The organism is Xylanibacter oryzae DSM 17970 (assembly GCF_000585355.1).
Taxonomy (GTDB): Bacteria; Bacteroidota; Bacteroidia; order Bacteroidales; family Bacteroidaceae; genus Prevotella; species Prevotella oryzae.
In genome coordinates this window covers 1,360,585-1,373,790 of sequence record NZ_KK073873.1, presented here as the reverse complement: position 1 = coordinate 1,373,790, position 13,206 = coordinate 1,360,585, and the positions used below count along the sequence as shown (strand labels likewise).

Annotated in this window: 10 protein-coding genes; 7 read left to right on the top strand and 3 right to left on the bottom strand. The window is 36.9% G+C overall.

Features of this window, described 5'->3' with window-relative positions:
- Positions 1 to 4: 4 nt before the first annotated feature.
- From lon to XYLOR_RS05705, 3 genes are all read right to left on the bottom strand, one after another.
- Positions 5 to 2,464, bottom strand: coding sequence for an endopeptidase La (lon, locus tag XYLOR_RS05715; RefSeq protein WP_036877720.1), 2,460 nt, complete (start codon positions 2,462 to 2,464; stop codon positions 5 to 7).
- Between the two features lie 142 nt (positions 2,465 to 2,606).
- Positions 2,607 to 3,245, bottom strand: a complete 639-nt coding sequence (locus tag XYLOR_RS05710; protein WP_051508894.1) for a tRNA1(Val) (adenine(37)-N6)-methyltransferase — start codon at positions 3,243 to 3,245, stop codon at positions 2,607 to 2,609.
- A 64-nt stretch (positions 3,246 to 3,309) separates the two neighbouring features.
- Positions 3,310 to 4,998 (bottom strand): glycoside hydrolase family 10-like protein, encoded by a 1,689-nt coding sequence (locus XYLOR_RS05705; protein ID WP_036877717.1) that lies wholly within the window; start codon positions 4,996 to 4,998, stop codon positions 3,310 to 3,312.
- Between the two features lie 85 nt (positions 4,999 to 5,083).
- Here XYLOR_RS05705 and XYLOR_RS05700 point away from each other — a divergent pair, with 85 nt between their 5' ends.
- The 7 genes from XYLOR_RS05700 (at position 5,084) to XYLOR_RS05670 (ending at position 12,712) form a co-directional block, all read left to right on the top strand.
- Positions 5,084 to 6,595, top strand: coding sequence for a carbon starvation CstA family protein (locus XYLOR_RS05700; protein WP_036877714.1), 1,512 nt, complete (start codon positions 5,084 to 5,086; stop codon positions 6,593 to 6,595).
- 8 nt (positions 6,596 to 6,603) lie between these two features.
- A complete protein-coding gene (locus XYLOR_RS05695; RefSeq protein ID WP_036877713.1) occupies positions 6,604 to 7,092 on the top strand; it encodes an outer membrane beta-barrel protein in 489 nt (162 codons plus the stop codon).
- A 17-nt stretch (positions 7,093 to 7,109) separates the two neighbouring features.
- Complete coding sequence (nadC, locus tag XYLOR_RS05690; RefSeq protein ID WP_036877711.1) at positions 7,110 to 7,958, top strand: carboxylating nicotinate-nucleotide diphosphorylase; 849 nt, start codon at positions 7,110 to 7,112, stop codon at positions 7,956 to 7,958.
- Positions 7,959 to 7,968: 10 nt separating this feature from the next.
- A complete protein-coding gene (locus tag XYLOR_RS05685) occupies positions 7,969 to 9,624 on the top strand; it encodes a M23 family metallopeptidase (protein ID WP_036877710.1) in 1,656 nt (551 codons plus the stop codon).
- Positions 9,625 to 9,628: 4 nt separating this feature from the next.
- The gene (locus XYLOR_RS05680; protein ID WP_036880772.1) at positions 9,629 to 11,269 is read left to right on the top strand and encodes a dipeptidase; all 1,641 of its coding nucleotides are present in this window, start codon (positions 9,629 to 9,631) and stop codon (positions 11,267 to 11,269) included.
- Positions 11,270 to 11,280: 11 nt separating this feature from the next.
- A complete protein-coding gene (locus tag XYLOR_RS05675; protein WP_036877707.1) occupies positions 11,281 to 12,345 on the top strand; it encodes a glycerate kinase in 1,065 nt (354 codons plus the stop codon).
- A 157-nt stretch (positions 12,346 to 12,502) separates the two neighbouring features.
- Positions 12,503 to 12,712: a hypothetical protein gene (locus XYLOR_RS05670; protein ID WP_374057284.1), complete on the top strand. Its 210-nt coding sequence runs from the start codon at positions 12,503 to 12,505 to the stop codon at positions 12,710 to 12,712.
- The last annotated feature ends 494 nt before the right edge of the window (positions 12,713 to 13,206 follow it).

Here is a 13,206-nt window from a genome sequence, read left to right as displayed (position 1 = left end):
AGTATTAGTCTTTCTTTTTCTCCTCTTCTTCAATATTAAATACTACAGCATTATCTACAACTTCATCAGTGAGTGCGAAGTCCCATACTTGCTGTATATTCTCTACGTAATGAAATGTAACGCCATTACGATACTTCTCTGGTATTTCCAAAATATCTTTCTCATTCTCTTGGCACATTACAATATCAGTAATGCCAGCACGTTTAGCAGCAAGGATCTTTTCCTTAATTCCACCAACAGGAAGCACTTTTCCTCTAAGGGTTATTTCTCCTGTCATAGCTGTATTGCTGCGCACTTTGCGTTGTGTTAGTGCAGAAGCGATACTTGTCGCAATTGTGATACCTGCAGATGGTCCGTCTTTAGGCGTTGCCCCTTCAGGTACATGGATATGGATATTCCAATTGTTAAATATACGGTAGTCGATGTTTAGAGTCTCTGCATGTGATTTTACATATTCAAGTGCTAGTATAGCAGACTCTTTCATTACATCACCAAGATTTCCTGTCAATGTAAGTTTAGATCCCTTTCCACGGCTAAGGCTAGTCTCGATAAACAGAATTTCTCCACCAACACTAGTCCATGCCAGACCCGTAACGACGCCTGCATATGAGTTGCCTTGGTATATATCACGATAGAAAGGTGGATTTCCAAGTAAGTCTTCAATCTCATTTGGGGTTATCTTGTTATATCGTAATGCTCCATTTCTTGCCTTTTCCAGTGCTAGTTTTCTAAGAGATTTATTAATTTGTTTCTCTAATTGCCTAACGCCACTTTCTCTAGTGTACGACTCTATGATTTTTTCAATAGATGAATTTGAAAACTTAATCTGTTCTTTTTCAAGTCCCGTATTCTCCATTTCTTTAGGTATGAGATGGCGACGGGCAATTTCTATTTTTTCCTCAGTTATATACCCGCTTACTTCAATTATTTCCATACGGTCTAGTAATGGACGTGGTATTGTGTTTAAGTCATTTGCCGTAGCTATGAATAGAACCTTTGATAAGTCAAAGTCTAAATCAAGATAATTGTCATGAAAAGCGTTGTTCTGTTCTGGGTCGAGAACTTCAAGCAGAGCGCTTGCAGGGTCTCCGTTTACAGTGTTCTGAGTAACTTTGTCTATTTCGTCAAGTATAAATACCGGATTAGAAGAATTCGTTTTTTGTATGCTTTTTATGATACGACCAGGCATAGCACCTATATACGTGCGTCTGTGTCCACGTATTTCAGCTTCGTCGTGTAGACCTCCTAATGATACTCTGACATATTTTCTTTTCATTGCAGATGCAATACTTTTTCCAAGAGATGTTTTTCCTACTCCGGGAGGGCCATATAGACATATTATAGGAGACTTTAAGTCGCCACGAAGTTTAAGCACTGCCATATATTCCATAATACGTTCCTTGACCTTCTCCATTCCGTAGTGGTCATGGTTGAGTACCTTCTCTGCGCGAATAAGATTTAGATCGTCTTTAGTATATTCACCCCAAGGCAGACCAACAAGAGTTTGAAGATATGTGAGTTGAACACTATATTCAGGACTTTGTGGGTTTAATGTGCCTAATTTATCTATTTCCTTATGGAATGTTTTATTTACATCTGCAGACCATTTCTTTTTCGATGCTTTCTCTATTAGTTCAAGGGCCTCAGGAGAACCTTCGCCTGATCCGAGCTCTTCCTTCATGTTCTTGATCTGTTGCTCAAGAAAGTAGTTTCTTTGCTGTTCGTCAATCTGCTTGTGAGTCTTAATACGAATACCCTGCTTTATATTCATTAACTGTAACTCACGATTAATGATCTTACTTACTGAAATAAGGCGCTCTTTAACATCGTCTATCTTAAGTAATTCTTCTTTTTCGTTTGTTGATATAGGAATATTTGAGCAGATGAAGTTTACAAGCATGACATTATTAGTCATATTCTGCAATGCAAATGTAGCTTCATCAGGCATGTCCTCATTGAGATTAATATATTTGTTGGTTGTATCCCTTAAGTCATCACATGCTGCATCAAACTCTTCATCCTTTTTTGCAGGCATCATTTCTGTTAATATCTCAACAGTACCTGTCATGTATGGTTTACGGCGTTTAATAGATACTAATTTGCAACGTGATTCTCCTTGCACAATAACAGTCTTATTCTGATTGTCTCCAGGCATGTCCAATATCTTGATAACTTTAGCGTAAACGCCCGTCTCATATAAATCTTCCTTTCCGGGAGATTCAACTTCTGAATCGCACTGACATACCACAGCCATATATCCACCCTTTTTTACTACATGTTCTACAAGGCGGAGACTGGTTTCACGTCCTACCAGGATAGGAGTTATTACACCAGGAAAAAGTACAAGGTTGCGTGTTGCGAGAATAGGCAATTCTTTTGGATAGTCACCTGAAAAGAGTTTTTTGTAATCCCCATCGAAATCAGCTACCATTGAAAAAGGTTTGCTATTTTGAAATTTATCCATTTTTATCTTTGTAATTCAATAATGGCTGCAAAGATACTAAAAAAATATCAAACTGCTTATTTAATTACTAATTTAGAATTGATATTTAAAGAAAATAATAGATTTTTTGCGTGTAATATTATTTTCGACATCAGAATATTAATTATTTAATGTAAAAATCATTCGTAAGATTTTTGTATTCTTCCGAGTCTATACATAAGTTGGATTCTATAACTTGTTCTTTCCTGTTTTTATTGAAGGATACAAGAGATCGCTTTACTTGCTTTCCTGATGATGCCTGTAATGAGCATAATTTGCTCTTATTCAATCCTGCATATAGAGCTTCTTCTTCAATAATAGATAGACTCGTAGCGGGTATTATCATAAATAATTCTCCTTTTTCAGAAAGCAACTTACTGCTGTTATTAATTAATTCGTGGTATGTTAATGAATCAGTATGTCTGGCTATCTTTTTGCGGGTGTCCGGATTTTTTAAAGAATCAATGAAATACGGAGGGTTAGTTACTATAATGTCAAATTTTTTATCAATGTTACTGGCGAAGTCCTGGAAAGAAATATTTAATATGTCAATTCTGTTGTTCCATGCAGTTCCTTTTACATTTTCAATAGCTTGCTCTGTAGCCAGAGGATCTATTTCTATTGCTGTGATATGAGAAGACGGATATTGTTGGGCCATCATTAAAGCTATTATTCCTGTTCCGGTGCCAATGTCTAATATTTCTTTCGGCGATTCGTATTTTACCCATGCCCCAAGCGTAACACTATCTGTTCCAACTTTCATGGCGCACTTATCTTGCAAAATTTTGAACTGTTTGAATAAGAAATAGTCATTTGACATATTATAGCTATCTTTTAATTATGAATGTTCCTAAACGGTGAGTGTATCCTTTCCTGTTTAATGATTTAACAATATAGATACCTTCAGGTATTTTGCTTATATTTATGGAGTCACTATTATATGGCATTGTTGTTATAATGTTACCAATAAGTGATTGTATTATTATGAACTCTGCATCAAGAATAGACTGTCTATTAGTAAGATATAAAATATTACCGTTATTCCTCATCATTGTGTTAGATTCAGGTTCTATTGCTTTTTCCGAATTAGTCTGTTCGCTCTCATTGCCATATCTGTCTATAGCAGTTACTGCGTAATTAAGATGCATGCAGTCTTTTGATAAAGGTATTGAGATTTCATTAGCAGGAATTCTTGCTGCAATTATATTCCTGGCGTCATTTATGTCTACTGGATATGAGTCTGAGGCATAAAGATTATAAAATAGAGAAATTGGTTTTGTCTTATCGTCTTTTTCATATTTTGATATTCCGCTCATATCATTCCCGCAATCCCATGATATAAATTCTTTATCCTTAGATTGTGATATGCATAATTTTGTTGGTGCCAGTGGCTTTTTATTACTTTCCCATGTCATAGGTGGAACTAATGATGGATATGTGTCAAATTCATTGCTGACAAAGTTAAATATATCTTTAGTGTTGTCAGTAAAAAACTTGCTTCTGAAGTATGCATGCCCCATACCATTTTGGCGTAGTACGTTCATCTCTCTGGAGATTATGTCTAATGACCAGTCTTTCTGATTGCGGTCAAGAAAATATACTCCAAGTCCCGGAACTATTATTTTTCCATACGATTGTTCTTTCCAATCTATGGCAAAAGGGAAAAACTGATCACCCTGAAAATACATCATAGGGAAAAGCTCGTCCATTAATCCATCTTTCAACCATTCCTGGGCTTCTTGACAAACTGTATTCCTTGCATTCCATCCATGACTCCAGAACCGTGAAAGGTCATCGTATTTACCAATTGGAGAACATGCCATTTTAACCCATGGCTTAATCGCTTTCACTTCATCATGTACACGGCGTACAATACGAGTAATGTTCTTTCTTCCTTCTTCTAGAGGCAAACGAATCTTCCATGTTTCAGGATATCTTATATAGTCAAGATTTATGCCGTCAATATCGTAGTTGCGGGTGATTTCAGCGCAAATCTTCGCTATGTAATCAGCTGTAACTTCACTTTCAGGATTCATATATCCTTCGTCATCAATATTACGGATGATTTTGGGATAGCGCGTACGTAATTTCTTGCAACCTAGAAAGTTCCATTTCCCTACAGGTATGGCTACCACCCATGCGTGCAATTCCATACCGCGTTTATGACATTCGTCAATCGCAAATTTTAAGGGGTCATATCCAGGCGAACGACCCGGAAAACCACTGAGGCAACCGTCCCAAGGTTCTATTTCAGAAGGGTATATTACAGTTCCACGAATACGTGTCTGTAGTATAACCGTATTTACATTAGCCTCTTTGAGTTTATCAAGGATATCGCAGAGCTCTTTTTGTTGTTTTGCTGCAGAGAGACTAGACTGTGAGTACGAATGCGGCCAATCTAATCCGCCTATAGTGGTAAGCCAAACAGCACGCACTTCATGTTTAGGTATACTCTGTGCAACAGAATATACGGATAAAAAAGTGACGGTTATAATTATACTTATTAATTTTTTCATATTTCGTGTGCAAAGTTATCATTATTTTTTTATTATTCATAATAATTTGTTACTTTTGCAAGCAGAATATAAAACTACTAATAATATGATATCTTTCACGTTGAGTCTTTTGGCTTTGATAGTCGGCTATATGTTTTATGGTCGTTTTGTTGAGCACGTGTTCTCTCCTGATGATCGTAAAACTCCAGCTATAGCAAATGCCGATGGGGTGGATTATGTAGTTCTTCCCGGGTGGAAGATTTTTATGATACAATTTCTGAATATAGCAGGAACGGGACCAATATTCGGCGCTATAATGGGAATGTGGTTTGGACCTTCTGCTTATTTGTGGATAGTTTTGGGATGTATATTCGCCGGCGCAACACACGATTACCTTAGTGGCATGCTTTCTATGCGTAATAATGGCATAGGTCTGCCGGGATTGGTCGGAAAATATCTAGGCAAAACTACAAAGAAGATCATGTTGGTATTCTCTATACTTCTTTTGGTAATGGTAGGAGTAGTGTTTGTATATAGTCCTGCTATAATAATGGAGAGTATATGGGGTTCAAGGATTATGTGGATAATAATAATCTTTATCTATTATATACTTGCCACAATGTTACCAATAGATAAAATTATAGGTAAAATATATCCGCTATTTGCTTTTTCTCTTTTGTTTATGGCTTTAGCCTTAATGATAGGGTTATATATTAAAATTCCAAAAATACCGGAGCTATGGGATGGATTAGGTAATATGGGTGCTGTAAAGTTTGGCATGACCAATAAGATATTCCCGGCTTTGTTTATTACGATAGCTTGTGGTGCAATAAGTGGATTTCATGCTACCCAGAGTCCTCTGATGGCTCGTTGTATGAAAAGCGAGAGTCAGGGCCGACCTATCTTTTATGGTTCTATGATAACAGAAGGGGTCGTAGCTTTGATTTGGGCCACAATATCTTCTTATTTCTTTTTTTATGGTGGATGGAAAGAGGTCGTTTCTCCAGATGTAATGCAGCAGTTCATAGTACAATCACATAGTGCAGCTCCTAAGACACTGATACAATTCTTTGATGCCCCTACAGTTGTTAAAGATGTATGTCATGGATGGTTAGGGCTCTTTGGTGGTATCTTGGCACTGCTTGGCGTTGTGGCAGCTCCTATAACCAGTGGAGATACTGCATTTAGGAGTGCACGCTTGATTATTGCCGAATTCCTTCATCTGGATCAGCAGAGTATCCGCCGCCGTTTGTATATATGCGTTCCAATGTTCTCTATTGCTGTATTGTTACTTGTCTGGCAGATAGCAAATCCAGACGGCTTTAATGTTATATGGCAATACTTTGGATGGGCAAATCAGACATTGTCTGTCTTTACATTATGGACATTGACAATATATCTTGTACAAGAAAAGAAACCATTCTTAATAACGTTGATACCCGCATTGTTTATGACTGTAGTTTGCGGCTCATTCTTGTTCTTATCAAAACAAGCATTGGGCTTAGATGAAAAAATCGGTTATAGTGCAGCTGGGTTGATTTTAGTTGTTTCTTTGGTATGGTTCTTCTCATGGTATATAAAGAATAGATCAAAATACAGTATTAACAAATTAAATTGATTTAAATTATGAAAAAGAAGTTATTAATGCTGGTTATGGGGCTAATGACCGTTATGGTTTCTCATGCACAGTTTGAAGAAGGGAAAATATATGCAGGTGCTTCACTTTCAGGCTTAGACCTGAATTATAGTGGCAAAGAGCATACTAATTTTGGCGCTCAGGCCAAATTGGGATATATGTGCCTTGACAATCTAATGGTTTTTGGACAAGCGTCTTATCAACATTCCGGTAATGATGATATTGCTGATTACGCATCTATAGGAGTTGGCGGTCGCTATTATATCATACAGAATGGACTTTATCTTGGTGCCGGTGTTAAGCTGATACATGCTAATCATAGCTATAATGACTTTATGCCTGAGATAGAAATGGGCTATGCCTTTTTCATCAGTCATACAGCTACCATAGAACCTTCAATTTATTATGATCAGAGTTTTAAGAACCATTCAGATTATTCAAAGATAGGTTTTCGTATAGGATTTGGACTATATATATAAAATAATAGATATTTAAAATGTTAAGCGTAGATGAATTAGAAGACCGCCTTATCGATTTGGCTTTTGCTGAAGATATCGGTGATGGCGATCATACCACATTGTGTTGTATACCTGAAGATGCAATTGGAAAATCGCATTTGTTGATAAAAGAAGACGGTATATTGGCAGGTGTTGAAGTAGCAAAAAAGGTTTTTGACAGATTTGACAATACTATGGCTGTCGAAGTTTTGATAGGTGATGGAGCGCATGTCAAAAAAGGTGATATAGCAATGATTGTATCTGGTAAGGTTCGCAGTCTGTTACAGACAGAACGCCTAATGCTTAATATTATGCAGAGAATGAGTGGCATTGCTACTATGACTAATAGATATGTTGAACGCCTTGAAGGTACACATACTCATGTATTAGATACTCGTAAGACAACGCCCGGTATGCGAATGCTTGAAAAGCAGGCTGTCAAGATAGGAGGTGGTGTTAACCATCGTATAGGTCTGTTTGATATGATTCTGCTAAAAGACAATCATGTAGATTTTGCAGGTGGAATAAGCAATGCCATCAATCGTTGTCATCAGTATCTTAAAGCCAAAGGTTTGGATCTGAAGATAGAAATAGAAGTGCGTAACTTTGATGAATTAAAACAAGTTATGGATTGCGGAGGCGTAGACCGTGTGATGCTTGATAATTTCTCTGTTCAAAACACCAAGAAGGCCGTAGATATGATCGCCGGTAAATTTGAAACAGAGTCGAGTGGTGGAATAACATTTGATACAATACGTGAATACGCTGAGTGTGGCGTTGATTTTATCTCTGTAGGAGCCCTTACTCATTCAGTAAAAGGACTGGATATGAGTTTTAAGGCTTGCTAATCAAATAGGTATGTTAGGATTAATTTGTAGTTTATTACTTAATGTAAATATTTTAAGTTATGCTCCGCCTGTTAATTATCAGATATCGCTTGCAGGAAATTTTGGCGAACCTCGTCCTAATCATTTTCATGGAGGCATAGATGTAAAAACAGACGGAGTAGAAGGTAAAAAGGTAATGACCATTGCGGATGGTTTTGTCAGTAGAGTTACTATCGGGCTACTTGGTTTCGGTAATGCTGTATATGTTCAACATCCTGATGGACATACTAGTGTATACTGTCATCTTAAGTCTTTCTCTCCGCGTATTTCTGCTTTGGTAAAGCGTTGGCAATATAAGCATCAGTGCTATATTGCCGATGTTCGACTTTCGCCATCTGATTGCCCTGTTGCTCAGGGTGATTTTATTGCGATAAGTGGCAATACCGGTGCGAGTGAGGCACCACACTTGCATTTAGAAATGCATAATACCAAAACTTGGGAGATGGTTGATCCTCTTGATTTCTTGAAACCTTATGTTAAAGATGGACTTAAACCACTCGCTCATGGATTTATGGCTTATCCCAAATCCGGCGAGGGTATCTTTTGTAATGGAACAGGAAAGTCATCGTATGGATTCCCTTCGCCTAATTTAACGAGAAAGTTTACCGCTTGGGGTAAGGTCGGTTTCGGTATATGGGCTAATGATTATATGGAGATAACATATAACAGATATGGAATAAGACACACCAAACTGTCTGTTGATGGTCGTGTAGTGTTTGAGAGTGATGTAAGTGGTATTCCTGTTCAGGATAATCTTATGGTAAATTCATGGGGAGACTATGAACATTATTGTCGTTATGGTGTCTGGTATATGAAGTCTTTTGTAGAACCGGGAAACAGACTGCCTGTTTTGCATGCAGATCATAATCATGGCTATATTGATTTCAACCAAGAGAGAGATTATCATATCGTATATACTCTTACAGATTTTGCAGGAAATTCTCGCGATTATACATTTACTGTTACAGGCAAGCGTATGGGAATTCCTAAGAAGAAAGTCTTCAATCCTCGGTGGATGATGCATTGGAACCAGACAAACAGTATGGATATGCCGGGGATGCAACTTGTTATACCATATGGAATGATTGCTGATGATGTGGAATTGCAACCTTCTATAATTAAACAACCGGGTTCTCTTTCAAATAAGTACAAGTTTTATAGTGTCTCAAATCCAATGTTGGGATGGGGCGAAATCAGTATTTGCCTTAACAAAAAAGTTAAGGATACATCTAAGTTGTACATAGAGAGCAATAATGGTGTTGATCATTTTATGGGTGGCTCATTTAAAAGTGGTTGGGTTACGAGTAAAATCCGAGAACTGGGAGCAAATTACCAAATAGTAGAAGATGTTACACCACCTACGGTTAATCCGGTAGGACAGGGCAGTTGGAATACTAGTCATAAACTGGTAATTGGTCTGACAGACTCCGGTAGTGGAATTAAGAGTTATAAAGCATATATAGATGGACAGTTCGTTTTGTTTGCGATGGTACCTAAAAGTCCGTGGGTCGAATGCAAACTTAAAGAAACTCCTATAGCAATGACAGGAAAAATGCATAATTTTAAATTCATTGCAGTCGATAATAGAAATAATATACGGACATTTAGTGCACAAGTTAGATATTGAAATTATGAATAGAATAATTATGGCAGGGCTATTAATGGCTGCAAGTACGTATGCGTCGGCATGTACTAATTTTATAGTAGGTAAGAAGGCATCAAAAGATGGTTCTGTAATATGTTCTTACAATGCAGATGATTACGGAATGTTTCAGTATTTATGTCATTATCCTGCTGCTAAACATGCTGCAGGTGATATGCGTAAAATCATAAATTGGGATACAAATCAGTTTCAAGGTCAGATTCCTGAAGCTCCTGAAACATATAATGTTATAGGTAATATTAATGAATATCAGGTAACTATAGGTGAAACTACATTTGGAGGTCGTCCTGAAATGGTAGATACCACATCTGTAATTGATTATGGCTCATTGATATATCTGGGACTGCAAAGATCCAAAACAGCACGTGAGGCAATAAAGGTGATGACCGGTCTTGCTGAGAAATATGGCTATTGTTCTGAGGGTGAGACATTCACCATCTGTGATTCTAATGAGGCTTGGATTCTGGAGATGATGGGCAAAGGTACAGGTGGCAAGGGAGCCGTATGGGTAGCTGTACGTATTCCTGATGATGCTATATGTGCTCACGCAAACCAGAGCAGAATAAGAACATTTAATCAGAATGATAAGAAAAATGTAATGTTTTCTAAAGACTGCATAAATTTTGCAAGAAGTAAGGGGTGGTTTAAAGGCAAAAATAAAGATTTTAGTTTCTGCGGTATTTATGCTAATCCGGACTTTGAAGGTCGTCGTTTCTGCGAAGTACGCGTTTGGAGTTTCTTCCGTCATTTTAGCAATGATATGGATAAGTATCTTCCATATGTAGAGGGCAAAGAAAATAATACGACACCTATGCCTCTTTGGATTATCCCTAATAAGAAGGTAAGTGTGCAGGATGTAGAAAACTGTATGAGAGATCATTTTGAAGGTTCTGCTTTAGCTCTTGACAGTGATATTGGACAAGGTGTTTGGGATATGCCATATCGTCCAACTCCTTTAGTTTATAAGGTTGACGGTAAAAAATATTTTAATGAGCGCCCTACATCAACACAGCAAACCGGATTCACATACGTGAGTCAGATGAGATCTTGGTTGCCACGCCAGATAGGTGGAGTATTATGGTTCGGTAATGATGATGCAAATATGATAGCATATACACCAGTATATTGTGGAAATACAGTACAGCCTGTATGTTATAATACTCCGGGTGCAGATGCAGTAACGTTCAAAGACAACAATGCTTATTGGGTATGCAACTGGGTAAGTAATATGATTTATCCTAGATATTCTCAGATGTTCCCATCACTTAAAGTTGTTCGTGACTCGTTAGAGAATACATACTTTGATAATCAGAAATCTGTAGAAGATAAGGCTCTTGCTATGTACAAACAGAATCCTACAGAAGCAATGAGATACCTAAATGGTTATAGTAATGATGTAGCAGAACAAATGTTAGCAAGATGGAAAAACTTGGCTATCTATCTTATAGTAAAATATAATGATATGGCTGTTAAACCGGAAAAAGACGGAAAATTCTTGCGTACTAAGACTGGTCTAGGGGCAACAGTATTGCGCCCCGGATATCCGGATAACGTAGCCCGAAAATTGGTCGAAACTACTGGAGATAAGTTCGCTTATCCTTCAAAATAGTATTTATCGCAGTGAAAATAGTTCTAGCAATAGATTCTTTTAAAGGCTGTCTTACATCTGTTGAGGCAGAGAATGCAGCAGCCGAAGGTATTCGCCAGACTGGTATTGATACTGAAATAGTATTGATACCAGTCTCTGACGGCGGAGAAGGTATGCTAGATTCTTTTTTATTCTCAATAGACGGAGAACGTATTAGTGTTAATGTGCACGACGCATTAATGCGACCAATTGTTGCAGAATATGGCGTAATAAATGATACGGCTGTAATCGAGATCGCAAAAGCTTCCGGACTTATGCTTATAGAACCTGAACAGCGTAATCCCGTAAAGGCAACATCTTATGGTACCGGAGAGATTATTGCAGATGCCATCAGACGAGGATATCGTAAATTCATTATCGGATTAGGCGGTAGTGCTACATCAGATGCGGGAATAGGCATGCTTATGGCATTAGTCGATATTTTGGGCCATGGTACCGAAAGTATATCAGAAATATTAGATAGAGATTTTAAAGACGTAAGCATCGTTCTAGCCTCTGATGTAACTAACACCTTATTGGGCGAGAATGGAGCTGCATTTATTTTCGCTAAGCAAAAAGGTGCATCATGGTCTGATATCCAAGTATTGGAACGTAAGGCCAGAACATTTGCAGACATGTCTGCAAGGCACTTTGGATATGATTGTAGAAATATTCCCGGTGCGGGAGCTGCAGGAGGATTAGGATATGCTTTTATGCAGTATTTTAAAGCTAGTATTGAATCTGGAGCTGACTTATTACTTAATGCTAATAACTTTGACTCAAAAATAAAAGATGCAGATTTAATAATAACAGGTGAGGGGAGTGCTGATGCACAGACGATGATGGGGAAACTGCCAAGTGTGGTATTGTCTCATGCTATGAAATGCTCAGTCCCTGTTTGTCTAATTGCCGGAAAAATTTCTGATGAGGCTATATTAAGAGATGCTGGTTTCAGTAACGTTCTTAATATTAACTCATCTGTATTAAATGAAGATCCATTACTACCTGAAAATGCCATGAAGAATATCAAGAATACAATGAAGCTTATTTTCAGGTAAAACAATTTTATAACGAATAATCACAATTTAATACCGAATAAACCACAAATACTGCTGTTTGATCCAAAAGTAAAAAATGCCGACTTTTTGATATTTATTTATTTCGTACTTTTGCAATGCAAAATAGATAAATATAATACATTTAAATACTTTTATTATGAACATTGGTGATGAAATAAGAAAACTTCTTCGTGAACAAGGTCGTTCTGTAACTTGGTTTGCAGATCAGTTATGTTGTACTAGAATGAATGTATATAAAATATTTCAAAGAGAAAGTATTGAAACTTCTTTGCTCTTTAGAATATCAAAAGTACTTGAGCATGATTTATTTAATGATTTATCTAAATATTATGTAGATAACAACTAATCAATATTTATATATTAATAACTCATTTACCTATATAATTTTGCCACAGAATGTGATTAAGTACCTAAAAAATAAAAAAATAAAATGTCACAATACCACTGGTTTCTTAAACCATTGTAGATCAATATGATATGACTTCGTGATTGCAAATTAAATGTCACCAAACGTCACTAAAGTACCACTGTCTTTTTTATTATAATGGAAATTCAAGCATATTTTATTTGGTATATTTCTTTTTATGTAGGTATATCTGGTGTGTTAAGCAAATCAGGAAGGCTTTTATGTTTCTGTAAAGTGGATCAGTAAAGCTTTTAATAATTTGTATAGTAAACCAGTAAGTATAACAACAAAGATGTATACCAAATTCAGGCATAGTCAACAGCCTCTAACCGATAAACTCAAAGCATAGCTTTTATACTTTAGGAGCATAGCTTTTATACTTCGGGAGTATAACTTTCATACCACAGGAGCATAGCTTTCACACTTCTGCAGCA

Coding starts and splice junctions, on each gene's coding strand:
- lon (WP_036877720.1), bottom strand. CDS start 2,464: ATGGATAAATTTCAAAATAGCAAACCTTTTTCAATGGTAGCTGATTTC.
- XYLOR_RS05710 (WP_051508894.1), bottom strand. CDS start 3,245: ATGAAAGTTGGAACAGATAGTGTTACGCTTGGGGCATGGGTAAAATAC.
- XYLOR_RS05705 (WP_036877717.1), bottom strand. CDS start 4,998: ATGAAAAAATTAATAAGTATAATTATAACCGTCACTTTTTTATCCGTA.
- XYLOR_RS05700 (WP_036877714.1), top strand. CDS start 5,084: ATGATATCTTTCACGTTGAGTCTTTTGGCTTTGATAGTCGGCTATATG.
- XYLOR_RS05695 (WP_036877713.1), top strand. CDS start 6,604: ATGAAAAAGAAGTTATTAATGCTGGTTATGGGGCTAATGACCGTTATG.
- nadC (WP_036877711.1), top strand. CDS start 7,110: ATGTTAAGCGTAGATGAATTAGAAGACCGCCTTATCGATTTGGCTTTT.
- XYLOR_RS05685 (WP_036877710.1), top strand. CDS start 7,969: ATGTTAGGATTAATTTGTAGTTTATTACTTAATGTAAATATTTTAAGT.
- XYLOR_RS05680 (WP_036880772.1), top strand. CDS start 9,629: ATGAATAGAATAATTATGGCAGGGCTATTAATGGCTGCAAGTACGTAT.
- XYLOR_RS05670 (WP_374057284.1), top strand. CDS start 12,503: ATGAACATTGGTGATGAAATAAGAAAACTTCTTCGTGAACAAGGTCGT.